The 24,195-nt window shown below is 65.4% G+C and carries 23 protein-coding genes; 7 read left to right on the forward strand and 16 right to left on the reverse strand.

Features of this window, described 5'->3' with window-relative positions; all coding sequences use genetic code 11:
• Positions 1-31: 31 nt before the first annotated feature.
• Positions 32-1,687: a fumarate hydratase gene (locus HAP40_RS25720; protein WP_166815115.1), complete on the reverse strand. Its 1,656-nt coding sequence runs from the start codon at positions 1,685-1,687 to the stop codon at positions 32-34.
• Between the two features lie 209 nt (positions 1,688-1,896).
• Here HAP40_RS25720 and HAP40_RS25725 point away from each other — a divergent pair, with 209 nt between their 5' ends.
• The 3 genes from HAP40_RS25725 to HAP40_RS25735 all read left to right on the forward strand — a co-directional run bounded on the left by HAP40_RS25725 (position 1,897) and on the right by HAP40_RS25735 (position 3,665).
• Positions 1,897-2,370: a hypothetical protein gene (locus HAP40_RS25725; RefSeq protein WP_166815114.1), complete on the forward strand. Its 474-nt coding sequence runs from the start codon at positions 1,897-1,899 to the stop codon at positions 2,368-2,370.
• 330 nt (positions 2,371-2,700) lie between these two features.
• On the forward strand, positions 2,701-2,874 hold the full coding sequence (locus HAP40_RS25730; RefSeq protein WP_166815113.1) for a hypothetical protein: 174 nt from the start codon (positions 2,701-2,703) through the stop codon (positions 2,872-2,874).
• A gap of 116 nt (positions 2,875-2,990) precedes the next feature.
• Positions 2,991-3,665, forward strand: coding sequence for a methyltransferase family protein (locus tag HAP40_RS25735; RefSeq protein ID WP_166815112.1), 675 nt, complete (start codon positions 2,991-2,993; stop codon positions 3,663-3,665).
• A gap of 93 nt (positions 3,666-3,758) precedes the next feature.
• Here HAP40_RS25735 and HAP40_RS25740 read toward each other — a convergent pair whose 3' ends face one another.
• The 10 genes from HAP40_RS25740 to flgB all read right to left on the reverse strand — a co-directional run bounded on the left by HAP40_RS25740 (position 3,759) and on the right by flgB (position 13,207).
• Entirely contained in the window at positions 3,759-4,460 is a 702-nt protein-coding gene (locus tag HAP40_RS25740) for a glutathione S-transferase (protein WP_166815111.1), read from the reverse strand.
• Between the two features lie 252 nt (positions 4,461-4,712).
• Positions 4,713-5,393, reverse strand: coding sequence for a lectin (locus HAP40_RS25745; RefSeq protein ID WP_166815110.1), 681 nt, complete (start codon positions 5,391-5,393; stop codon positions 4,713-4,715).
• Positions 5,394-5,537: 144 nt separating this feature from the next.
• On the reverse strand, positions 5,538-6,533 hold the full coding sequence (locus HAP40_RS25750; protein WP_166815109.1) for a Tim44 domain-containing protein: 996 nt from the start codon (positions 6,531-6,533) through the stop codon (positions 5,538-5,540).
• A 279-nt stretch (positions 6,534-6,812) separates the two neighbouring features.
• On the reverse strand, positions 6,813-9,392 hold the full coding sequence (gene cckA / locus HAP40_RS25755; RefSeq protein ID WP_166815108.1) for a cell cycle histidine kinase CckA: 2,580 nt from the start codon (positions 9,390-9,392) through the stop codon (positions 6,813-6,815).
• A gap of 154 nt (positions 9,393-9,546) precedes the next feature.
• A complete protein-coding gene (gene flhB, locus HAP40_RS25760; protein WP_166815107.1) occupies positions 9,547-10,626 on the reverse strand; it encodes a flagellar biosynthesis protein FlhB in 1,080 nt (359 codons plus the stop codon).
• 13 nt (positions 10,627-10,639) lie between these two features.
• On the reverse strand, positions 10,640-11,410 hold the full coding sequence (gene fliR, locus HAP40_RS25765) for a flagellar biosynthetic protein FliR (protein WP_166815106.1): 771 nt from the start codon (positions 11,408-11,410) through the stop codon (positions 10,640-10,642).
• Positions 11,411-11,590: 180 nt separating this feature from the next.
• A complete protein-coding gene (gene fliQ, locus HAP40_RS25770; RefSeq protein ID WP_166815105.1) occupies positions 11,591-11,854 on the reverse strand; it encodes a flagellar biosynthesis protein FliQ in 264 nt (87 codons plus the stop codon).
• 136 nt (positions 11,855-11,990) lie between these two features.
• A complete protein-coding gene (gene fliE, locus HAP40_RS25775; RefSeq protein WP_166815104.1) occupies positions 11,991-12,299 on the reverse strand; it encodes a flagellar hook-basal body complex protein FliE in 309 nt (102 codons plus the stop codon).
• Between the two features lie 16 nt (positions 12,300-12,315).
• A complete protein-coding gene (flgC, locus tag HAP40_RS25780) occupies positions 12,316-12,741 on the reverse strand; it encodes a flagellar basal body rod protein FlgC (RefSeq protein WP_166815103.1) in 426 nt (141 codons plus the stop codon).
• Between the two features lie 61 nt (positions 12,742-12,802).
• On the reverse strand, positions 12,803-13,207 hold the full coding sequence (gene flgB, locus HAP40_RS25785; protein WP_166815102.1) for a flagellar basal body rod protein FlgB: 405 nt from the start codon (positions 13,205-13,207) through the stop codon (positions 12,803-12,805).
• 352 nt (positions 13,208-13,559) lie between these two features.
• Between flgB and HAP40_RS25790 the strand changes: the two genes are divergently transcribed.
• Both HAP40_RS25790 and fliP read left to right on the forward strand, forming a co-directional pair.
• Complete coding sequence (locus HAP40_RS25790) at positions 13,560-14,522, forward strand: flagellar biosynthetic protein FliO (protein ID WP_166815101.1); 963 nt, start codon at positions 13,560-13,562, stop codon at positions 14,520-14,522.
• The gene (gene fliP, locus HAP40_RS25795) at positions 14,519-15,277 is read left to right on the forward strand and encodes a flagellar type III secretion system pore protein FliP (protein ID WP_166815100.1); all 759 of its coding nucleotides are present in this window, start codon (positions 14,519-14,521) and stop codon (positions 15,275-15,277) included. Before HAP40_RS25790 ends, fliP begins: the two co-directional genes overlap by 4 nt.
• A 213-nt stretch (positions 15,278-15,490) precedes the next feature.
• Here fliP and HAP40_RS25800 read toward each other — a convergent pair whose 3' ends face one another.
• The 5 genes from HAP40_RS25800 to fliL form a co-directional block, all read right to left on the reverse strand.
• Entirely contained in the window at positions 15,491-19,210 is a 3,720-nt protein-coding gene (locus tag HAP40_RS25800) for a tetratricopeptide repeat protein (protein WP_166815099.1), read from the reverse strand.
• Between the two features lie 102 nt (positions 19,211-19,312).
• Positions 19,313-20,077, reverse strand: coding sequence for a MotE family protein (locus tag HAP40_RS25805; RefSeq protein ID WP_166815098.1), 765 nt, complete (start codon positions 20,075-20,077; stop codon positions 19,313-19,315).
• A gap of 10 nt (positions 20,078-20,087) precedes the next feature.
• Positions 20,088-20,531, reverse strand: coding sequence for a DUF6468 domain-containing protein (locus HAP40_RS25810; protein WP_166815097.1), 444 nt, complete (start codon positions 20,529-20,531; stop codon positions 20,088-20,090).
• A complete protein-coding gene (fliM, locus tag HAP40_RS25815) occupies positions 20,528-21,730 on the reverse strand; it encodes a flagellar motor switch protein FliM (protein WP_166815096.1) in 1,203 nt (400 codons plus the stop codon). The genes HAP40_RS25810 and fliM overlap by 4 nt, the downstream gene beginning before the upstream one ends.
• Positions 21,731-21,748: 18 nt before the next feature.
• Entirely contained in the window at positions 21,749-22,249 is a 501-nt protein-coding gene (gene fliL, locus HAP40_RS25820; RefSeq protein WP_166815095.1) for a flagellar basal body-associated protein FliL, read from the reverse strand.
• A 377-nt stretch (positions 22,250-22,626) separates the two neighbouring features.
• On the opposite strand from fliL, the gene flgF reads away from it, so the two are divergent.
• Both flgF and flgG read left to right on the forward strand, forming a co-directional pair.
• Positions 22,627-23,388: a flagellar basal-body rod protein FlgF gene (gene flgF, locus HAP40_RS25825; protein ID WP_166815094.1), complete on the forward strand. Its 762-nt coding sequence runs from the start codon at positions 22,627-22,629 to the stop codon at positions 23,386-23,388.
• Positions 23,389-23,404: 16 nt separating this feature from the next.
• Entirely contained in the window at positions 23,405-24,193 is a 789-nt protein-coding gene (gene flgG, locus HAP40_RS25830) for a flagellar basal-body rod protein FlgG (RefSeq protein WP_166815093.1), read from the forward strand.
• Positions 24,194-24,195 lie beyond the last annotated feature (2 nt).

Here is a 24,195-nt window from a genome sequence, read left to right on the forward strand (position 1 = left end):
GGATGGCCGGGTCAAGCCCAGCCATGACAACTCAGCCCAGGTTCAACTCCTTGAAGAAGTCGTTGCCCTTGTCGTCGACGATGATGAACGCCGGGAAGTCGACGACCTCGATGCGCCAGATCGCTTCCATGCCGAGCTCGGGATATTCGAGCACCTCGACCTTCTTGATGCAGTGCTCGGCGAGGTTTGCCGCGGCACCGCCGATCGAGCCGAGATAGAAGCCGCCATACTTCTTGCAGGCCTCGCGCACGGCCGGCGCGCGGTTGCCCTTGGCCACCATCACCATCGAGCCGCCGGCGGCCTGGAACTGGTCGACGAAGGAATCCATGCGGCCGGCAGTGGTCGGACCGAACGCGCCGGAGGCATAGCCTTCGGGAGTCTTGGCCGGGCCGGCGTAATAGACCGGATGGTTCTTGAAATAGTCCGGCAGCGGCTCGCCCTTCTCCAGCCGCTCGCGCAGCTTGGCGTGCGCGGAGTCGCGCGCGACGATCATGGTGCCGGTCATCGAGACCCGCGTCTTGATCGGGTATTGCGAGAACGTCGCCAGGATGTCCTTCATCGGCTGGTTGAGGTCGATCTTGACGACCTCGCCGCCGAGCGACTGCTCGACCTCAGGCAGATATTGTGCCGGATTGTGCTCGAGCTCCTCGAGATAGACGCCGTCCCTGGTGATCTTGCCGAGCACCTGGCGGTCGGCCGAGCAGGACACGCCCAGCCCGATCGGTAGCGAGGCGCCGTGGCGCGGCATGCGGATCACGCGCACGTCGTGGCAGAAATATTTGCCGCCGAACTGCGCGCCGACGCCGAGCGACTGCGTCATCTTGTGGATTTCCTTCTCCATCTCGACGTCGCGGAAGGCGTTTCCGTCCGGCGAGCCCTGCGTCGGCAGCGCGTCGAGATAGCGCGCCGAGGCGAGCTTCACCGTCTTCATGCAGAGCTCGGCCGAGGTGCCGCCGATCACGATGGCGAGATGATAGGGCGGGCACGCCGCGGTGCCGAGCGTGAGGATCTTCTCCTTCAGGAAGGCGAGCAGCCGGTCCTTGGTCAGCACCGAGGGCGTGGCCTGGAACAGAAAGCTCTTGTTGGCGGAGCCGCCGCCCTTCGCCATGAACATGAACTTGTAGGCGTCATCACCCTCGGCATAGATCTCGCACTGCGCCGGCATGTTGTTGGCGGTGTTCTTCTCCTCGTACATCGAGAGCGGCGCGACCTGCGAGTAGCGCAGATTGCGGCGCAGGTAAGCATCGCGCGCGCCTTCCGAGAGCGCCGCCTCGTCGTCACCATCGGTGATGACGTTGCAGCCCTTCTTGCCCATGATGATCGCAGTGCCGGTGTCCTGGCACATCGGCAGCACGCCGCCGGCCGCGATGTTGGCGTTCTTCAAAAAGTCCAGCGCGACGAATTTGTCGTTCGGGCTCGCCTCGCCGTCCTCCAGGATCGCGCGGAGCTGCTTCAGATGACCCGGCCGCAGATAGTGGTTGATGTCGCCGAAAGCCGCCTCCGACAGCGCCCGCAGCGCCTCGCGCGACACCACCAGCATGTCCTTCCCTAAGACCTTCTCGACCCTGACGCCCTCGGACGTGATCTTCTTGTAAGGCGTCTCGTCCTTGCCCAACGGGAACAGCGGGGTGTGCTTGTAGGGCGGAACGGGTTTTGACTGGTCGGGAAAGGCGGTGGGAGCGTTCATGGGCAAATCTCGGGTTCTGGGGCCTCGCGGGCCCTCGGCATAGAAACGTTCTAAGCCCATTTTGGACGGAAAAGGAAGGGAGCGGTGCGCATGGGAGAGGTTGGCCAGGGCTTGGGAAAGCATTGGCACAGCACGTGGAAAGGCCGGTCCCCACCCTTGCGCTTCGCGCTCGCCGACGCTTGAATGTGCGCCCTAAGGGGCTTTTCATCATGACATTGAACTCGAACGTCCGCGGCGCGATCCTGGTCGCCGCCGCCATCACCGGCCTTGTGACCCTCGCCTCACCCGCGCGCGCCGACCGCTGCGACGACAGCGCGAAGGAGCTCGCGAGCCAGATCGATCGCCTCAAGGTGAATTTCCGTGCGGCCAACGTCGTTTACCTGACGCATCCGGCGGCCAAGGAGCTGTCGGTCGGCTGCCGCGGCGACAAATATTCCATCGAGCTTTTTGCCAAGGGCGATCGCAAGCCCAAGCCGGAGTTCTACGCGCTGGTGGGATCGATGGCGGCGATCGTCTTCACCGTGACGAAGGACGACACCACGACAGGCGCGACACGCTGCCTGAAACGGATGGGCCTGTTGCGCGGCGACAAGGTCACCATGCGCTACCGGCGGCTCAACATGGAATGCACGCGCACGAAGACGGATGCGTCCATCGCGATCACGCGCGGCAAGGACGAATAGGCGGAGCACTCGCTCTTTCTACGCGCTGGCAGCGTGCGTGTCGCAATGCCGTCCGCCCCACACTCCGTCATTGCGAGCGAAGCGACTTGTCCGCCGAAGCCTCGGCGAAGGCGGAAGCAATCCAGTCTGTTTCCGCGGACGGATTCTGGATTGCTTCGTCGCAAGGGCTCCTCGCAATGACGAGGTGAGAATCTCGTCTCTCCGACGCGCTGCGATGAGCACGAAACAGCGCCGCCCGCACCAAATCCCTCGCATTTTAGCGATTGCCTTGAAGGAAACTTCGTTCCTTGCAGGGCAGGCTCAATTGTTTCCATGTGTGAGGATTTGTGGATGAAAGTTTCCACCGTTGCGCCTCCGCCGATCGCGATCGTGGTTCCGAACTACGATACGACCAAGCAGCAGGACGAGCAGACCAAGGTCAAGGACGAGAATCCGACCTTCAAACCGCAGCCGGCCGCGCCGCTGCCGCCGGGTCAGGGCACGCGGATCGATCAGCTCGCCTGATCGCACCTGCCGAAGCTGAAGCGCCCGATCCGATCGATCGGGCCTTTCGCGCGTCCGGCCGCATCTTCGCCGGATAGCGGGACCAGTCTCGTGCGAGGCCATCCCGGGATCTGCGCATGATCGCACGCCTTCTGCTGCAGAACACGATCTTCGTCGTCGGCATGGGCGCGCTGCTGTTTGCGTCCGCCGGAACGCTGCACTGGCCATCGGCCTGGGTGCTTCTCGCCACCTCCGCGCTGCTTGGTCCGCTCTGTGGCTGGTGGCTCTACCGGATCGATCCGGCGCTGCTCGCCGAACGTCTGCGGCCGGTCCTGCAAAAGGATCAACCCGCCGCGGACAAGATGTTCATGGCGGTCTTCGTCGTGGCGATGCTGGCCTGGCTGGTCGCGATGGGCATCGACCGGCGCATTCGATCCTCCGAGATGCCGGTTGCGCTGCAGGTCCTCGGCCTCGTGCTGTTCCTGGCCTCGACGCTGTTCACGATGTGGGTCTTCCGCGAGAACTCGTTCGCCGCGCCGGTGGTGAAGCTGCAGGCCGAGCGCGCACAGCGCGTGATCTCGACGGGACCCTACGCCCATGTGCGCCATCCCATGTATAGTGGCATGGTCCTGTTCTTCACGGGCATGCCGCTGCTGCTGGGCTCGTGGTGGGGCCTTGCGATGGCGCCGCTCTTCGCCGCCCTGTTTGCGGTCCGCATCGGGATCGAGGAGCGCATGCTGCGCGAGGGCCTGCCGGGCTATTCCGACTATGCGGCGCGCGTGCGCTATCGCCTCGTACCGGGCGTTTGGTGAGGACGGATCACTCTGCCGTCCGCACCCGCTGACGCCCTTTTGTCTGGCGTGTTTTCTTCACGCGAACCGTTATCCACTTCGCTCGAGAACGCTCTAATCCAGCTCGCGATAGTGGCGGAAGATGCCCTGCTCGTTGAAGGGAATGCGGCGCTTGCTGTCGAGATAGGCCTTGATGTTCGGCCGCGCGGCGACGCGGTCATGCAGGCCGACGAGGCTCGGAATATCGGTCTCGAACGCCTTCATGCGCTTGGGGAAGGCATAGCGCAGGCCATCGACGATCTGAAACAGCGAGAGGTCGACATAGGTCAGCCTGCGGCCGGTGACAAAGCTGCCGCCATTGTCGATGAGAAGCTGCTCGAAATAGCCGAGAAATTTCGGCACACGCTCGCTCCAGAAATCGGCGGTGCGCTTCTTCGCCGGCGGCTTCTGGTCCTCGTAATAGAGCGAGGGCCCGAGCGGATGATGGGTGTCGTGGATCTCGACGACGAGATCCGTGATCGTGAGCTGGAGCTGGTGCACCCAGAGCCGGCCGGCTTCCGTCTTCGGTGCAAGCCCGTGGCGGCCGCCGAGATAGAGCAGGATGTTGGCGGTCTGGCCGATGACGAGCTTGCCCGCCTTCAGGAACGGGGGTGCAAAGGGCGGCGTGCCCTTCGCCTCCATCATCTTCATCATCATGGCTGTCCCGCGCGGTCCGCGCGCCACGTCGACGTAAGCGGCCCCCGCCTCCTCGAGCGCCAGCCGCACATATTCGCCGCGGCCCTGGATCTCGGGCCAGTAGTAGAGCTCGTATTTCATGGGACAGTCCTTTGAGACGCGCGCAGGACAAGCCTATCACGCGACGCAAGTTCCGTCGTTGCGGGGTGCAACACCGGCTCCACACGCGTCATTGCGAGCATAGCGACTTGTCCGCCGAAGCCTTGGCGAAGGCGGAAGCAATCCAGACGGCCGCCGCGGGACCATACTGGATTGCTTCGTCGCTCCAGCGCAAAATTGCTTCGCAATTTTGTCGCGGGCTCCTCGCAATGACGGCGGAGAGAACTCAGCGCTTCAATTCGCGGCAAAGCAATAGAGCAAGCCGTCGCCGCCGGTGCTCTTCAGATCAGCCTGCGAGCAGCCACCGTCGGGACCGCGCGAGGGGTGCGAGCTATTCCAGGACTTTGACGGCTCGTCGTCACGCAGGCCCCGGCGATCGAAGTGTCCGACCATCGCGGCGCCCTGCGTGCTCGACGTCCAGTTCTTGCAGGTGCGATCGTCCGGCCCGGCAAACGCGGTGCCGTCCGATTGCGATCCCGTGAGGATGTCATGGCGGTTCGGCTGGTCGCCGGCACCGGTGATCCCCTCACCCTTCTCGCTGAGCGCGGTCTGCTTGGTGAGGTTGTTGGCCGCGCCGTGCAGGTCGGCCACGTCCTTGGCGACCACCGTGCCCTTGGCGTTCTGCCACGGTCCCTTGCCGATGCGGTCCTTGGCGTTGACGGCCGGCTTGCCGTCGGCGGCCTGCGTCGAGAGATAGGCGCGCCAGGTCTTGGTGCCGGCACCAGCCGCCTGTGCAAGTTTCTGGCATTGCGCGTCGGCTCCCTCGAGGCCGCCGAGATCGGCGCCCTTCCCCGGACCGTTGGAGGTCACGAAGAACGTCATGTCGGCCGATTGCGCTTGGGCCGATGGCGCCGCCAGCAAGGCCATTGCCAGTGCGAGGCCTGAAATCGTCACGGATCTCTCGATGCGGATCATGTTGTCCTCCCGTTGTGCTTGTCGTTGGCCGCCTCATGTCAACCCGACGCGGGCCAGCTTATTCCGATGCGGCGATGCGAGATGCCCAAAAGAAAAGGGCGCCGTGCGCAAGCACGACGCCCTGATTTCTCATGTCGCGAGCGATCAGTTGGTCTGCTGGATCGCCGACAATTCCCAGCCGGCGCCCGGCCGGCGGGCGAAGGTCCAGATCTCGGTCGCCTCGCCCGGCTGCTCGCTTCCGGCAACGACGGCGCCGGTGTTGCGATCGAGCGTCTTGTCGGTGAGCGCGAAGCGCAGCGCCACCGTGGCGTAGTCCGTTTCGCCTTCGCGCCAGGATTCTGCGAGGTCGCCCTGCAACAGCTTGATGTTGGTCACCTTGTTGACGACATTGCGCGCGCGGTTCTGGGCGAGATCCTGCTCGAAATACGAGACCATCTCCGGCGTCGCGAGGGTGTGCAGCTTGGCCACGTCCTCGTTCGACCACGCCGCCTGGACCTCGCCGAGCAGGCGCTCGAACGACTCATAGTCGTCCGGCTTGATCTCGAGCGGTGCGTTGTTGGCGCCGAAGCCGAAGCCACCGAGACCGCTGCGATAGTTCGTCTGCGGTCCGGGACCCGGGCCCGCATCGGCGTTGGCATTGGCGTAGGCCGCCTGCGGGGTATGGCGGCGCTGCCACCAGGACATCGCCAGTCGCACCACCAGCACAACGAGCGCGATCTGGATGATCAGGCCCAGGATCGACGACAGGCCGCCGAGGCCGCCGAACAGGCCGCCGCCGAACAACATGCCAAGCAGGCCGGCGCCGAGGAAGCCGGCCGCAAGGCCGCCCATGAAGCCGCCGGCGCGGCCGAACATGCCGCCGCGCGCGGGCGCGGCTGCGGCCGAGTTCATGCCGGCGCCGGGCTGGGTGTAGCTGCGGTTGAACTGCGAGGTCGAGCCCGGCGCGGTCGTGGTCGACGGCGGGGCCGAATAGGTGCGCGAACCGCGCGAACCCGACGACATGCCGCCACCGGCGCGGGCGTCGGCAGCCGAGATCGTCAGCGCGGTCGGCAGCGCAAGCGCCAGCACGACGGCGATCGTCTTGAAGACACTGCGGGAGCGTTGCGAGAAAGTCATGTGCGTTTCCCAAATCCCCGGCATGGGGACGTGCCCCTAACATGGGCAGACTTCCCGAAAAGTGAAGCCGGTTTCGGAACTTGTGACTGCGGCCCTCAGTCGCGGGGATGTGGCAAAAGCCCATATTTGACGGAGGTTTGCCGGGAACCATGGCTCGCTGGTTACCGGCGGGTTTACGATCCGATTTCCGCTTTTCCCCGCGTCATCGCAAGCCCAGTTCGCTCTCACCACCCGTACTGCGAGGAGCCCTCGCGACGAAGCAATCCAGCGTCTTTTCGCGGAGAGATTCGGACAGAGAGGCCTTCACCCCTGCTTGGTCATCGTCTCCTTCACCGCCGCCACGAGCTGGCTGAGCGTGAACGGCTTCGGCAGGAAGTCGAACTGCTGGCCCTCCGGCAGGCTCTTCTCGAAGGCGTCCTCGGCATACCCGGACACGAAGATGAACTTGATGTCGGGATTCTTTTCCCGCATCGCCTTGAGCAGCGTCGGGCCGTCCATCTCCGGCATCACGACGTCGGAGACGACGAGATCGATCGCGCCGCTCTGCTCCTCGAGCACCTCCATGGCCTCGACGCCGTTCTCGGCCTCGACGACGGTGTAGCCGCGCGAGCGCAGGCCGCGCGCATTGAGGGCACGCAGGCCCTCTTCGTCCTCGACCAGCAGGATGGTGCCCTGGCCCGTGAGATCGGTGCGCGGCTTGGCTTCCGCCGGCGCGGCCTCCTTCGCGGCGCCATTGGTCGCGCTGACCACGGCTGCGGGCTGCTCGACCTGCGCCTCCGGCTCGGCATGATGGCGCGGCAGGAAGATATGGAACGAGGTGCCCTGCCCCGGCTCGGAATCGACGTAGATGAAACCGCCGGTTTGCTTGACGATGCCGTAGACGGTGGACAGCCCGAGCCCGGTGCCCTTGCCCACCTCCTTCGTCGAGAAGAACGGCTCGAAAATCTTGTCACGGATATCGGCGGGGATGCCGGTGCCGGTATCAGCGACCTCGATCCGCACATAGTCCGCCGCCGGCATACCCTTGTAGGCGAGCCTGGCCGCCTCCTCTGCGGTGACGTTCGCGGTGCGGATGATCAGCTTGCCACCGTCGGGCATGGCGTCGCGCGCGTTGACCGCGAGATTGACGATCACCTGCTCGAACTGGGAGACGTCGACCTTGACCGGCCAGAGGTCGCGGCCGTGGATGGTCTCGTGCTTGACCTTCTCGCCGATCAGCCGGCGCAGCAGCATGGCGAGGTCGGAGAGCGCATCGCCGAGATCGAGCACCTGCGGCCGCAGCGTCTGCCGCCGCGAGAAGGCGAGCAACTGCCGCACCAGCGTGGCGGCGCGGGTCGCGTTCTGCTTGATCTGCATGATGTCCTGGAACGACGGATCGGTCGGCTTGTGCGCGTTCAGCAGGAAGTCGTTCGCCATCATGATGGCGGAGAGCACGTTGTTGAAGTCGTGGGCGATGCCGCCGGCGAGCTGGCCGACCGTCTCCATCTTCTGCGACTGGTTAATCTGGTTCTCCAGCGCGCGACGCTCGGTGGTCTCGAGCATGTGAACGATGGCGGCTTCCGCCTCGTTCTCGGCCGCATCGACCGGGGTGACGAAGAACTGGCCCCAGCGCTCCTTGGTCCCTTCCAGCGCCACCTCGACGGGAGCGATGTCGGCCTGGCCCTCGGCGGCCTGGTTGATGGCCGCGATCAGCAACTGGCGGTCGCGCGAACTGACGGCGCGGAAGATCGACTTCGAGGCGCTGTCGAGCCCGAGGGCCTGTCCCAGCTTGGCGTAGCGTGCATTGGCGCGCACCACGTTGCCGCCGCGATCGACGGTCGCGATCGCCATCGGCGTGTGGTCGAAGAAGCGCATGAAGCGCACTTCGGCGGCACGATCGGGATCGCTGCGCTCGTCGCGCGCGCGGCTGATCACGAGCGTTCGCGACGGCCCGGGCGCGCCGTCGGCGCCGAAGGCGAGCTTGTGATAGAGCCTCACCGGCATGGTCTTGCCGGTGCGCATGCGCAAATCGATGTCGAAGACCTCGGTCTTCACCTCGCCCGGCACCGCCACGATCGAGGTCAGCAGCGAGGCGCCGTCGCCGGAGACAATGTCGGTCAGCTTGAGGCCGCCCGAGCCGATCTCGGCGAGGTCATAATCGAGCCAGTTCGCCAGCGTCGCGTTGACGTAAGCGAGCTCTCCGGCCGGATTGACCGAGAAGAAGCCGCAAGGGGCGTGATCGAGATATTCGATCGCGTGCTGGAGTTCCTGGAACACGTCCTCCTGGCGCTCGCGGTCGCGCGTGATGTCCGCAATCGACCACACCGCATATTTCGCCTCGCGTTTCCCGCTGCCGAGCGGGCGCACCCGCATGCGCAGCCAGCGGCCCTGGTTGCCGTCCTGGCCGGAGATGCGCACCTCCTCCTGCTGCCGCTTGCCTTCGCGGGCGGCCTTGAGCAGGCGGAACACGGCTTCGGAGACGTCGGGGTTGCCGATGAAGACCCGCTCGACGGGACGCACATCCTGTGGGCCGGTCGCGCCGGTCAGGGTCAGATAGGCCGCGTTGGAATAGACCACATGGCCGCGGGTGTCGGTGACCGCGAGCCCGTCGAACGCGTGATCGGAGATGCGGCCGATGACGGGATCATCGAGATTGCGGTCGGCGAAGCGGATGATGCCGGCGGCGAAGGCAAACAGGTTGAACAGGCCGACCATCGCCAGCACGGCGAGGATGCCGAGAATATAGGGCTGCGCCTGCGCACGGCCGAGCGTCATCAGGCCGACGGCGACCGCAACGAGGGCGGCGGCCACCAGCAGCACCAGCGCGATGCTGCCCGAGCGCGGCGACGGCTCGTGCGCCGCAACGGGCTCGCGTGACAGGTCGTGGTCGGTCTCAGCAGTCATTTTACGCTGGCGTAGCCTGTCGGCGGAGAATCACCGCGCCACGGGGCGCGCAGGGTCTTCCCTGCCTGAATCGGACCCAAGGGTGCAAGGGCGGCAGACGCGAAAGGTATGCTGATTCCCAGATTACGGCCATTTCCGGTACTTTCCGGGCATTTTATTCCCGCCCGGCGCCGAATCCGCGCTTCAGCCGCATGACGTAGCCGATCACCTCGGCGACCGCATGGTAGTGTTCGGTCGGGATTTCCTGGTCGATGTCGACGGTGGCGTAGAGCGCGCGCGCCAGCGGCACGTTCTCGACGATCGGAATGTCGTGCTCGCGCGCGATCTCCCGGATCTTGAAGGCGAGATTGTCGACGCCCTTGGCGACGCAGATCGGCGCGGACATGCCGCGCTCGTAGGACAGCGCCACCGAATAGTGGGTCGGGTTCGTAATGATCACGGAGGCCTTGGGAACCGCCGCCATCATGCGCTTCTTGGCGCGCTGGTGCCGCAGTTGCCTGATCTTGCCCTTGATGTGCGGGTCGCCTTCGGACTGCTTGTATTCTTCCTTGATCTCCTGGAGCGACATCTTCTGGCGCTGGAACCAGCTTCGGTACTGGAAGAAATAGTCCGCGATCGCGACGATCGCGAGCGCCGCGACCACTGCGCCGAGGAGATGGATGGTCATGCTGGTGGTGGCGCCGAGCATCGCGGCCGGATCGAGCCTGACCATCGCCTCCATGCGATGCCGCTCGGGCCACAGGATCATGGTCATGACCACGCCGAGCAGGACCAGCTTGCCGACGCCCTTGAGAAAATTGGCCGCCGCCTGCTTGCCGAAGATGCGCTTGAAGCCGGCGCCGGGCGAGATCTTGTCGAATTTGGGTTTCAGGGATTCCGCCGACCACACCAGCCGATGCTGGAGCATGTTGCCCGCAATGGCCGCCAGCATCAGCATCAAGAGGGGCACGCCGATCGCCGCGAGAATTGCGACCTCGATCTGCTGCATCAGCGCGAGCAGGGCCTTGCCGTCGGTCTTGATCATCCAGGAATTGGCGAGCAGGTTGCGCATCGGCGCCAGCAGGCCGCTGCCCACCGAGCCCGAGAAGGTCGACACCACGAGCGTGCCGCCCGCCATCATGAACCAGGTGTTGATCTCCTGGCTCTTGGCGACGTCGCCGCGTTCGAGCGCATCGTCGAGGCGCTTTTGCGTCGGGTCTTCTGTTTGACTCTCGGGATCGTTGTCTTCCGCCATCGGTCGATCCCCGTCACTTGAGCGGTATCATCTGGTGCATGACACCGATGAAGTAATCCAGATACGTGCCCATCATCGCCGCGAGCACCACGGCGAGGACCAGAAAGCCCGCGAAGATCGAGAGCGGCACGCCAACGAAATAGACCTGCATCTGCGGCATCAGCCGTGCCAGCACGCCGAGCCCGATATTGAAGACGAGGCCGAACACCAGAAACGGTCCGGAGAGCTGCAAGCCCAGGCTGAACGCGGCTGCGAAGGCGCGCGTTGCGAGCGAGGCGATGTCGCCGCTCGATACGGTCTCGCCCGGCGAGAAGATCCTGTAGCTATCGTTGAGCGCCGCGATCACGAGGTGATGGCTGTCGGTGGCAAACAGCAGCGTCACGCCCAGGATGGTCAGGAAGTTGCCGACCAGCACGCCCTGCTGTCCCTGCGTCGGATCGACCGAGGTGACGAAGCCGAGCCCCATCTGCTGCGCGATCACGGAGCCGGCGACCTGCAGGGCCGAGAGCGTCACGCGGGCGGTCGCGCCCAGCACGATGCCGATCGCGATCTCGTGCAGCATCAGGACCAGGAGCGGCGCGAGCGAGCCCATGTCGACCTGATAGGCGTTGCGGTGCAGGGGCAGGATGATGAGCGTGAGCAGCAGCGCGATCGACAACTTGATCCGCGTCGGAATGTTGGTCTCGCCAAGGCCCGGCAGCAGCATCACCATCGCTCCGACCCGGGCGAAGGCGAGCATGAAGGAAGCGGCAAGCGCCGGCAGCAGCGAGACGTCGATGCGCATGGTCGAATGCCCCGGCTCCAACATTCGCACGCCATCGCGGCAGGCGCTTTGCGAATGTCGGAGCCAAAGGGGCATTCGCAAAATATCAGTGGTCGTGCGGCCATCGGATTTGACATTCGCCATCGCAGGCCGCGGAAACGCCCTGGCGAATGTCAAATCCACCGCACGACGCATTGTGCCTCAGCCGCCGATGATTCGCGACGAGATCCGCATCATGTATGCGTGGAGCGAATCGGCCATGAACGGCAGCGCCAACAGCATTGTGGCGAAGATGGCCAGGATCTTCGGCACGTAGATCAGCGTCTGCTCCTGGATCTGCGTCAGTGCCTGGAACAGCGACACGATGACGCCGACCACGAGGCCGACCACCATCAGCGGCGACGACACGATCACGATGGTCCAGATCGCATCGCGCGCGACGTCGAGGGTTTCGGGTCCGGTCATTGCTTAGTTCCTACTCTGATTGTCTTTCGTCATTCTGGGGCGCGCGCAGCGCGAGCCCGGAATCCATCCAACGGCATCATCGGAGCACCATGGATTCCGGGCTCGCGCTGCGCGCGCCCCGGAATGACAGCACCTATCAGATCGGCATCTTCATGATGTCTTCATAGGCCGCGATGACCCGGTCGCGGACCGAGACCAGCGTCGACACAGCGACGTCGGTGTCGGCGACCGCCGTCACGACGTCCATCACGTTGGCCTTGCCGGAGGCCATCGCCACCGCCTGCGCGTCGGACTTGCGGCCGGACTCCATGACGCTGCCGACGGCGTCTTTCAGCAGAGCAGCGAAGGATTGCCCGTTCGGCTCGCTACCCTTGGCGGCGCCGCTGTTCTCCAGCACGCGGGCGAGGTTGGCGTAAGCATTGGCGGCGATTGTCGGTGATGCCATGGCTCAAATGTCCTGTTCAGCTCTTGAGGATGTCCAGCGTGCGCTGGATCATCCGGCGCGTCGCACTGATGATGTTGAGATTGGCCTCGTAGGACCGCTGAGCGTCGCGCATGTCGGTCATCTCGACCACCGAGTTCACGTTGGGATATTTGACGTTGCCGCTCGCATCCGCGGCCGGATTGTTCGGCTCAAATCTGACGCGGAAGGCGGACTCGTCGGGCTTGATCCTGCCGAGGGTGACGACCTGCGCGTCGAGCGTGCGGTCGAGCGCGGACGAAAAGGTCGGCACCTTGCGGCGGTAAGGATCGCCGCCGGCCGTCTGCGAGGTCGAATCCGCGTTCGCGATGTTCTCCGAGATCACCCGCATGCGCCCGGCCTGCGCACGCAGGCCGGAGGTCGCGATCGCCATCGAGCGGGTAAAGTCGCTGCTGTCATTCGCCATGAGCCGCCTCCTCTAACTCTCCTGGTTGCGATTGGTCTGGTCGCCTTTTCCGGATCATGCTCTAGGCCTTCCCGATCGCGGTCTTGAGCAGATGCAGGCTCTTCGAATAGAGCGAGGTCGCCGCCGCGTAGTCCATCTGGTTGTTGGCCGCCTTCATCATCTCCTCTTCGAGAACGACCGCGTTGCCCGCGGGGCGGGTTTCGAAACCCACGTTCTTGTTCTGGTCGAATGCGGAGGCAGCGCCTGACGGCGTCATGTGGGAACCGCTGGTGCGGGTGAGCGCCAGGGGCCCCATCGAGCCCGTGACGGCGCCGGAATTGTCGAGCTTGGGCTCGACCAGGTCGCGCGGCCGGAATTTGGGGGTATCGGAGTTGGAGACGTTCTCGGACAGGACGCGCTGGCGCTCCTGGTGCCACTGCATCTTGGTCCGAAGCGCCGACAGCAGCGGGAGGTCGTTGATGGACATCGTTGCGGCTCCTTCCGCCCCTTGCGGACTGTGAGGTCCGAAGCTAGGCAGAATTTGCCGCGTGTATGGTTAACGGGTGGTTAAGATAAGACGGGCACGTGTCCCCCGACGGGACACGAAAGCATGCCCCCCGTGATTCTACGCATCCAAAAGCAGCATTAACCCAACCGCTTGGCGGCCCATGCTCAGGGCAAGAAGTCGTTTTGGATCGGGCGATTCATGGGTTATTAAGAGTTGGGGACGGCAAAACTTGCCGTGGGACATTAAGAGATCGCAGTTTGGGGCATCGTCCGCCGGTGGTCGGCGCATCTGACCATGGGCACGAGAAAAGCGCCATTTGTCGGGGACAAGTATGCAAGGCAGCCCTATCACCTTCATCGTCGCGTTCATCGTCGTCCTGGCGTTGATCGGCGTCGCTGCATGGCTGGTTCGCCGATTCTCCAACAGCCGCCTGGGCGCCAACACCCAGCGTGGCAGGATGCCCCGGCTCGCCGTGATCGATGCGGCCGCGGTCGACGGCCGGCGGCGCCTGGTGCTGGTCCGGCGCGACAATGTCGAGCATCTCCTGATGATCGGCGGCCCCACCGACATCGTCGTCGAGCCCAATATCGTTCGCGCCGCGTCCGGCCGCGACCAGCTCCCGCAGCGTTCCAACGCCGCCGAGCCACCGCGCCTTGCCCCCATGCCCGATGCAGGTGGCTGGGCAGACGAAGCGCCGCGGCCCGAGCTGCTCGATCATCCCGAGCCGCAAATGCCCGAACCGCCACCGCGGCCCGCCCGTCCCTCCTTCGCCGACGAGGTGCGCCGGCCTGCGCCGGCGCTGGCCGAACGCCGCACCGAGTCGCCTTTGCCAGGCTTTCCGCCCGAGCCCCGGCCCGAGCGCGAACCGCGGCCCGAGCCCCTGCCGCCGCGCATTGGCCGCAGCGAGCCGCCGCTGATGCCGCGTCCGCCGCGCAACAGCGATCCCGTCAAGGTGCCGCCGGTGCGGGCCGAGCGCGCAGCAGCGCCGCCGCCTCCCCCCATTCCGCAGGCTCCGCCTGTTTCACCGCCGGCCCCGGCCGCCATCCCGTCGAGCGCCGAGCAGAATCTCGCCGAAATGGCCCAGCGGTTAGAGGCTGCCCTGCGCCGCCCGGCCGGTGAAACGGTCGCGCCTCCTGTTGCACCGGAGTCGCCGGCCGCGCCTCCGCGCGCGGCACGCAGCGAGCCGCCGGCACCACCGGCCCCGCCCGCAAAGCCGGCCGCGGAAAAGACCAGCTTTGAAAACCTTGAAGACGAGATGGCCTCCCTGCTCGGCCGTCCGAAGCCATCTTCGTGAGATTGCCGGCCCTCCCGCGTAGAGTTCTTTTCACTTCTGTCCTGATCGGCGCGGCTTCGTTCGCGGGCCTTGCGCATGCGCAGGACATCAGCATCAATCTCGGCGGCGGTCCGGGCGGCGGCGGCGTCACCGAGCGCGCCATCCAGCTCATCGCCCTGCTCACGGTGCTGTCGATCGCGCCGTCGATCCTGATCATGATGACGTCGTTCACGCGCATCGTGGTTGTGCTGTCGCTGCTGCGCACGGCATTGGGAACGGCGACCGCTCCGCCGAACTCGGTGATCATTGCGCTTGCGATGTTCCTCACCTTCTTCGTGATGGGCCCGGTCCTGCAAAAATCCTATGACGAGGGCATCCGCCCCCTCGTCGCCAACCAGATCGGCGTCGAGGACGCACTTCAGCGCGCCTCGGTGCCCTTGCGCGGCTTCATGCAGAAGAACGTGCGCGAGAAGGACCTCAAGCTGTTCCTGGATCTCTCCGGTGAGCCGCCGCCGGCCACGCCCGACGAGCTCGCACTTCGCATCCTCGTTCCCGCCTTCATGATCTCCGAGCTGAAGCGCGCCTTCGAAATCGGCTTCCTGCTGTTTCTCCCCTTCCTCATCATCGACCTCGTCGTCGCCTCGGTGCTGATGTCGATGGGCATGATGATGCTGCCTCCGGCAACGATCTCGCTGCCGTTCAAGCTGATCTTCTTCGTGCTGGTCGACGGCTGGTCGCTGGTGGCGGGCAGCCTGGTGCAGAGCTACGGGGGGTGAGGCGGACTCGAGGACAGCGTCAGCGATGCATCCTCTCCGCTCCCGGCGATCGCCTCCAGCCCCTCCCCGTCATTGCAAGGAGCTCTTGCGACGAAGCAATCCAGACTGCCGCCGCGGAGAGATTCTGGATTGCTTCCGCCTTCGCCAAGGCTTCGGCGGACAAGTCGCTTCGCTCGCCGGAGCACGAGCCGCGCCTCTCGCGGCACCGACGCCCTACCGCGTCATCTTGATCTGACGCACGACGGGAATCGTCGGTAGCGAGCCGGTGTGGTCGGACTCGTCCTTCGCCTGCGGCGCGGCCGGCGCGCGCGCGGTGGCGTCGGGGAAGCGCTGCTTCATCTCGCGCAGGAAGCCGTCGAGCGTATCGACGCTGGCAGCCAGCTTGGCGATCTCCGCGAACTCGGCGCTGGAGGCTGCGGCCGGCTTGCTCGCGATGTCGAAGGCGAGACGGTCGGCGCTCTCGCTCATCAGCGGCGCGTATTTCTCGCGGAAGCGTGACAGGCCGATCGAATCGTCGGCGAGTGCGTAGCCTACGGCCGCGCGGATGATGTCGCTCTTCTCGACCGCGTTGAGCGGCTTGAAGTCGCGGAAGCGCTCGCCGTAATAGAGCTCGATCTGCTCGGCGGATTCGCGCCAGCGCCGCGCCGCCCAGAAGATGTCGGAGCGCAGGCGCAGCACCTCGCGCCCGGAGACGTTGGAGACGATGTCGAGCGCGAGATCGTGACGGCCGACGTCGCTCTGCGCCCGCGCTTCCAGGAGCAAGCGCTGCTGCCTGAGCTCCCCGGAGAGGTCGCTGATACGGCTCGCGCGCAGCGCGGTGATCGCCATGTCGGGTCTGCGGTTGGCGAGATAGATCATGGCAAGGCGCGCGGCGACCTGGGCACGGGCGGCGCCTTCGAGGCGATGATCGACCTGATATTGCAGCAGCTCGGCAGCCTGGTCCAGCAGGTCGATCGAGGCGAGACGATCGGCGAGACGGCGGATCAGCTCGTCGCCGCGGCGGCCGATCGGCGTCAGCTCGCGGAATTCGTAGAACATCCCGAGTGCCTCGACCGGCGGCAGCTCGTCACCCTTCGGCCCCAGGAAGATCTGCGTGAACAGTTCGGAGGCGAGATCCTGCGCCTGGCGCGAGGCTTCCGCGTTCGGCTGGAGTTTCGTCGCGGTGCGCGCGGCCGTCAGCGCGTCCCGGTAGCGTCCGTTCTCGGCATATAGCCGCGACAGCATCTGCAGCGTCCTGACCTCGATCGCGTCGCCGCGCCAGGTCATCGAGAGCGTCTCGAGCTCGTGCAGCGCCTCGTCCTTGCCGATCTCGTCGCGCTTCTGACGCAGCGCGACCTCGAGCTGCTTGGCCTCAGCCGCCGCTGGCCGGTCGCTCGAGGCGACCGCGAGCTTGTAGTCGTCGAGCGCATCCTTGTCGTGACCGAGCGCCTCGGCGAGCCGGCCACGCAGCACGGCAAAGCCGGGCGCGGCCTCGGGCGAGACGCCCACCACCTCGAGCTCGCCGCGCCGCTTCGAGGCGCCGGCATAGTCCTTCACCTCGAGGGACGCCCGCATCGCATCCATCGTCACGATGCGCTGGATGTCGAGCGGCAGCGAAGCGATGGCGAACTCGACGTTCTTGAATTTCTCGCGCGCATCGGCCCATTTGCCCTGGCGCGCATAGGCCAGCGCCTTCCAGAGCTGGGAATCGTGGCTGTTGCCGATCACGGGATTGGCGAGGTCCTTCAGTCCCTGCGCCGGACGGCCGATCAGGATGCTCGCGATCGCATGCATGATCAGCGCGCCGCTCTCCTCCTTGTTGAGGGGATCGCTCAGCATCAATTCGGTGACGGCCTTGGCCTCGTGATACATGGCGCGCGACATGTAGAACTGCGCGAGGTCGAGCCGCGGCAGCGAACGCAGCGCGGGTTCGACGGCCGAGATCGCCGCGATCAGATCGCTCTGACGCGCCATGAAGTTTTCCGACTGACCCTTTCGCCAGCCTTCGGGGCTGAAGACCGGGCGCACCGCGGTCGGGGCGCGCTCGGCCGAGATGTCGACCGGTGACAGTGTCAGACCGCCCTTCTTGCCGAGAATGACCTTGTCGGCGCCGACCTCGACGCCGATCTCGTCGGAGTTCGGCCGGATCGCGATGCCGTGCGCGGATTCCAGCAGCGAGAGATCGACGAGATCCTGCCGCTTGATGAAGCCACGCACCGGCCGCTGCCCGGTAACGACATAGAGCGTGTCGCCGGCATCGGGATCGGTGAGCTTGTGCAGCAGGCCCGGATTGGCGAAGGGAATTGCGATGTTGGCAAGGGCAGGATCGGTGATGTTGCGCGACATCATCAGCGGCAGCGGCGTCGCCTGGATCTTGTCGGCGAGCGTCAGCAGCCAGTTGGTCTCCTTGCCGACCTCCTCGCTCGTCAGCGAATAGACCAGCGGACGGGTGAGACGGATGCGAACCGCCTGCCCCTTGTCGAGCGGCACGCGACCGACCTCGCCGATCATCGCGCCGCCCCTGCTGCGGATCGCCTCGACGTCGACCGGCTTCGGCGTGTCGAACACCAGCCAGACCGTGTCGCCGCGGCGGAACGCCGCCGCAGGGGTCGCGACCTGAATTGGAAACGTGACACGCAGGCCGTCGCTGTCCCGGCGCGCATCGACGCTGGCAATCGCAGGCTGCGGCGCGGCCGGCACCTCGGCGGGCGCGGCTTTGGCGGTTTCCTTGACCGGCTCCTTGACCAATTCCTTGGGCGCCTCGGCGATTGCGGGCTTGGCTGGCGCAATTTCGGCGACGGCTGGCGCTGGCTTTGGAGCGTCCTTGAGCGCCTCCTTGGGCCCTTCTGCGGCCGGCGCGGCTTCAGTGGCGGGAGCCGGCGCTGGCTTCGGTGCTTCGGCCGCCGGCATCACGGCCGGCGTTTCCGGCTTCGCGCCCGGCTTGACGTCGATCTTGGCCTCGCGCGCGATCGTCTCGGATGTCGGCGGCGCGATCTCGCGCTGGGCTTCCTTTGGTTTTTCAGGCGCGGGCAGCGGCACAGGTCCTTGACCTGCGGGCTTGAGCTGCGCGATCGCCGCCTCGGGCGTTGCGGCGGTCTTGCCCCTCTCCGGCTGGAAGGCAATGTCGACGACATAGTTCTTGTCGTCGCGGAAGGAGTGCACGTCGGAATCGCCGATCAGGGCGATCTCGACGCTGGTCTGGTCGATCTCGGCCTTCTGCTTGATCGAGACGACGTTCGGCGGCGCCGCGACGACCGCGTCGGCCAGATCGAAATTGAGGTTGGCGTTGAAGGCGAGCGTGAGCTTCTGCTCATTGAGCACGGAGGAGACGCCGACCCCGTCGGGCATCTCGAATACGAAACGCACGAAGGTCGGCTGCACCGAGGCGCGCACGCGGATTTGCGGACGCTTTTTGGCCTCGGCTGCGGCGCGCTGGGCGCGCAACGCCCGTTCGGCCACGCGTGCGCGTTCGGCCAATTCCTTGACGACGTCCATCGGCAGGCTCGGCGGCGCCCCCTTCCATCCCTCCGGCAGGAGGTCGATGAAGGTGCGCTCGCCCGCATTCATGGTGTTGACGGTGACGCGCCGCGCCAGCGACAGGCGGATGGCGCCGCCGTCGGGATCGCGCCGGGCGGAGTTGACGTAGTCGGGCGCGCCTTCGGGAACGCGATCAACGGGAACGTCGACGGGCCGGTCGAAACGGATGACGAGAATGGAGCCGGCCGTCGTCACCTCGGAGGGAACGTCCTCGCCGAGCTTGATCACGAGTCGGGCAAAGCCGCCGCCGGCGGAGAAAGTCGCCTCGCCCCTGACGGGATCGGCCGCCCGGGCAGGCGCGGCGAAGCCGATCACCAGGCAGGCCGCCAGCAGCGGCGCCTTGCGGACATGACGCTGTAACCCCTGCGCAAAGGCGCGGGCTCGCGACACAAATCCAGCGGCAGCCTCTCGCGCCATTGGCGGCATTTCTTCCGGTTCGGCGGTGCATGCCGGCACTGCTGCCGGCCCTGCCATCGATTTTAGGGTTTTGCCAATTAAGGACTTCTTAAGTATGAGCCCTCAATTCGGCTTTTGCGTCGGCCTGCCGTCGATCTTGGGCAGCTCGCCGGCCGAGGCGGACTGATCTCCGCCACCATTGGCCCGGCGGGCCATCTCGACCGTCAGCTTCTCGGCGGCCTCGGGCGACATCAGCCCCAGGATGTCCGACATCTTCCGCGGCGCGATGGCCGAGGCGATCTCGATCAGCACGCCCATCTCGAGCCGGTCGAACACCCGCGCGGCATCCTTCGGCTTCATGCCTTCATACATCGTGACGAGGCCCTTCATGCGCTGGGCTTCGGCGGCCTTCTGCTCGGCCTGCGTCGCGGTGATGCGGGTTTCCACCGCCTTCATCTCCTCGACCTTGTTCTCGATGCGCTTCTCGGCCGATTTCAACAGGCTCTCGCGGATGTCGATCTCGCGCTGGCGGGCCTCGATCTCCTGGCGGCGCGCCTGCAACCGCTCGAGGATCGCGCGCTCGGCGGCCGAGACCTGCGGCTGGGTTTCGTCGATCTTGACGACGGTGCCACCCTCCATCTTGGTCTCGGGCGCAGCCGGCTTCGGCGCCTCCTTCGGCGCGCCATGGGTCGATCCCGTGATATCGGGGTCTTCCCGTCCGGTCGGGAAGTTCAGATTCTCCTGCGCCCAGGATTTCTTGGCCTGGTTCTGCTTGTAGTCGAACACGTAGCCGCCATTGATCGCGAGCCCCGCCACCTTGAGCGTGGCGAGGCCTGCGACGGCCACCAGGACGACCGGAATGACGCGGATGTTACGAAACGACTTCATATCCCCGACTTCATGCGGCAAGACCGTTGGACCGTCGGCGCTCGAAGGCTTCGGCCGCAGCCGCCACCGCCTTCGCGGTGGAGGGCTGGGCCGCGGGGGCGGCAACCATTTCCGGATTCGCGACGGGGCGCGCGGCGATCGCGATCTTGGACAGGCGCCGCACCACGTTGTCGGCCTCGCCGAGCTGCTTGTAGAGCTGGTCGGACATCTGGGTCGCCGCCGCAAGCTGGCTGCCGAGGTTCTCGTTGACGTCGCGCACGGCGAGCTTCAGACCGCCGATCGCGCGCTCGGCGATCTCGGTCGCGGTGATCAGCTCGCCGATGACCGCCTTCAGCGAATGCTCGTCCGCCTTGAGTCGCCTCAGGCGCTTGTTGAGCATGACGCAGTAGACGATCGTCAGCATCAGCAGGATAGCCACCAGCGACTCGATCGCCATTCCCAGAGAGTGGTTCATGGGGCCTCCATCATCTTGTTCTGCTCGTCGACCTTTTCGAACATCGCAAGTGTCGTACTTGGCTTGCGCAAGGGTTTCGTCACGCGGATCGCGACGCGGTCGCCGACCCGGCCCATCCGTCCCTCGGTGAGCAAGACGTCGCCGCAGCGCACGGTCACGTTGGCATCGGCGCGCATGTCCAGCGGCAGCGTGTCGCCGACCTTGAGCCGCATCAGCTGCTTGAGCGGAATGTCGGCCTCGTAGAGCACGGCGTCGACGGCGATCTCGGCCTGCACGATCTCGGTGGCGAAATGGCCCTCCCAGATCGGGTCGCGGCCGAACTTTTCGCCCATGAACATCTGGAGCAGGACGCCCCTGATCGGTTCGATGGTCGCATAGGGCAGCAGCAGCTCGATGTTGCCGCCGCGGTCCTCCATGTCGATGCGCAGGCGCACCAGGATCGCGGCGTTGGCCGGACGGCTGATCGCGGCGAAACGCGGATTGGTCTCGAGCCGGTCGATCGTGAAAGTCACCGGAGAGAGCGGCCGGAACGCCTGCTCGGCGTCGGCCAGCACCACCTCGACCAGCCGCTTGACCAGTTCCGTCTCGATAGTGGTGTAGGGCCGGCCCTCGATGCGGAGCTGGCTGGTGCCGCGGCGGCCGCCGAGCAGCACGTCGATCATCGAGTAGATCAGGTTGGAATCGACCGTTGCCATGCCGAAGTTTTCCCACTCCTCGGCCTTGAACACCGAGAGCACGGCCGGCAGTGGGATCGAGTTCATGTAGTCGCCGAAGCGCACCGAGGTGATGCGATCGAGCGAGACTTCGACGTTGTCGGAGGTGAAATTGCGCAACGAGGTCGTCAGGAGCCGCACCAGGCGGTCGAAGACGATTTCGAGCATCGGCAGACGCTCGTAGGAGACCATCGCCGAATCGATGATCGCGCGAATGCCGGAATGGTCGTCGAGCGTGACGTCGCCGACGGTGAAGCCGAGGAGATTGTCGATCTCCTCCTGCGACAGCACCCGCTCGCCGGAATTCTTGCCGCTGCCGAGATCGCGGCTGCCGTCCTCGACCATGGCCGCCCATTGCAGGGCCATGGTCTCGGACAGTTCGTTCTCGGCGGCGGCCTTCGCGGCCTCCGCGGGATCCTCGGAATCGAGCGACGCCTCCCATTGGGCGGCAATCGCATCCTGGTCCATCTGCTCGTTGCCGGCCATGGCGCTAGCCCATTCCCCTCACTGCACCACGACTTCCTTGAACAGCACCGCGCTGACATGGACCGGAGCGACCGCCGCGTTGACGCGCTTGGTCAGCTCCTCCTTGAGGCGGAAGATGCCGGCGGAGCCGTTGAGGTCGGAGGGGCGCAGCTCGCGCACATAGGTCTGGAAGATGTCGGTGACACGCGGCATCGTCGGCTTGATCGCCTCGATCTGCTTCTCTTCCTTCAGTTCCAGCACGATCTTCAGCCGCAGATATTGCACGCGCTCGCCCGGTGAGCCCGCGAGGTTGACCATCAGGTCGGGGACGTCGACGAAGGCCGGCGGCTTCGGGGGCGGCGCCACCTCGGCGTGGTGCTCGTCGTGGCCGTGACGGAAGACGAAGAACCAGGTCGCGGCACCGCCGCCGAGAATGGCCAGCACGCCGACGGCGATGATGATGAGCTTGAGCTTGTTCTTCGGCGGAGCGGCTTCCGCGCCTTCGGCGGCTGCGCCGCCTTCTGCTTCATTCTCTGCCATAATCGCCGCGCCCGGATCTCTCAAAGGGGTCGAAAGAGCGAAGCCTCAGACAAAGACGCGATACAAATGCCCCGGCGCAATGCGCTCCTCTTCATGGCAAACGCTACGGTAATAATGGTTAACGGAACCTTTCGATTGGGCCTCCGCTAGGAAAAATCTGCCGGGCAAACATGGCTAACAGAACCTTTCTGCCGCCTTCCCGCACCCCTCCAGATTATTCAAACCATTGAAATTACGGTATTTTTTGAGTTGGCACGGCTTTCGCTGAGAAAGGGCCGAGACCCGACGGTTTGGGAGAACCAGACGGTCTCGTTCACGGGATCCGCCAAGGCGCTTGGGAGAGCGAGGTGGCAGATCCCACTCAGGGGAGATTTCCGATGCAGAACGCGCTTCTGATCGGCTTGTCACGGCAGATGACGTTGGAACGGCAGATGGATGTCATCGCCAACAACGTCGCCAATGCGAATACCAACGGCTTCAAGGCCGACCATTCGATGTTCGAGGAGTACCTCAACACGAATGCGCGCGAAGACAATTTCAGCGGCGCGGACCGGCGCGTCTCCTATGTGCAGGACCGCGGCACCTTCCGCGACATCGGCCAGGGTCCGATGGAGCCGACCAACAACCCGCTCGACGTGGCGATCGACGGCAACGCCTATTTCGCTGTGCAGGCCGCCGGCGGCGAGCGCTACACCCGCGACGGCAAGTTCTCGCTCAACAGCACCGGCCAGCTCGTCACCTCCGACGGTGCCCTCGTGCTCGGCACCGGTGGCCCGATCACCTTCCAGCCGACCGATCACGACATCAACATCGCCCCCGACGGCACCGTCACGGTGCTCGAGGGCACGGCAAGGACCGACTCGATCCGCGGCAAGATCCGCATGGTATCGTTCGACGATGCGACCAGGCTGACCAAGCTCGGCGCCAACCTCTACGACATCGGCTCCGCCGCCCAGCAGGCCGACACCAAGTCCACCGTGCGTCAGGGCTATGTCGAGAAGTCGAACGTCAATGCGGTCGGCGAGATGACCCGCATGGTCGAAGTCATGCGCAGCTACGCCTCCATCGCCAGCCTGCTCCAGCAGCAGAGCGACCTCCACAAATCGGCGATCGAGAAGCTCGCCGACGTTCCGGCCTGATTGAAGGAGAACTGACATGCAGGCGCTTCACACCGCAGCGACCGGAATGGCGGCACAGGAACTCAACGTTCAGGTGATCTCCAACAACATCGCGAACCTGCGCACCACCGGCTTCAAGAAGCAGACCGCGGCGTTCCAGGACCTGATCTACGAGCACGTCCGCCGCGTCGGCGCGCAGGCCTCCGACCAGGGCACCATCGTGCCCGTCGGCGTCGACATCGGCGGCGGCGTCAAGACCGTCGGCACGCCGCGCAGCATGACGCAAGGAACGCTGTCGCAGACCGGAAACGATCTCGACCTCGCCGTCTCGGGCGACGGCTTCTTCAAGATCCTGATGCCCGACGGGACATATCAGTACACGCGCGACGGCACCTTCCAGATGGACAATCAGGGCCGCGTCGTCACCGCGCAGGGCAACCCGGTGCAGCCGACGATCACCGTCCCGAACAACGCGTCCGGCCTTGCCGTCAACGAGCAGGGCCAGGTCTCGGTGACGCTGCCGGGCTCCTCGACCTCGACCATTCTCGGCCAGATCGGCCTGACCCGCTTCATCAACAAGGCCGGCCTCCAGCCCGTCGGCAGCAATCAGTTCACCGAGACGCCCTCGTCCGGCCCGCCCCAGGACGGCACGGCGACCGCCGAAGGTTACGGCAAGATCACGCAAGGCAGCCTCGAGCAGGCCAATGTCGACGTCGTCTCGGAGATGAGCGACCTGATCGCGGCCCAGCGCGCCTACGAGATGAACGCCAAGGTGATCAGCGCCGCCGATCAGATGATGCAATCGACCACGGCCCTGTTCCGCTGAGT

This window comes from Bradyrhizobium sp. 1(2017), from assembly GCF_011602485.2.
Classification (GTDB): Bacteria; Pseudomonadota; Alphaproteobacteria; order Rhizobiales; family Xanthobacteraceae; genus Bradyrhizobium.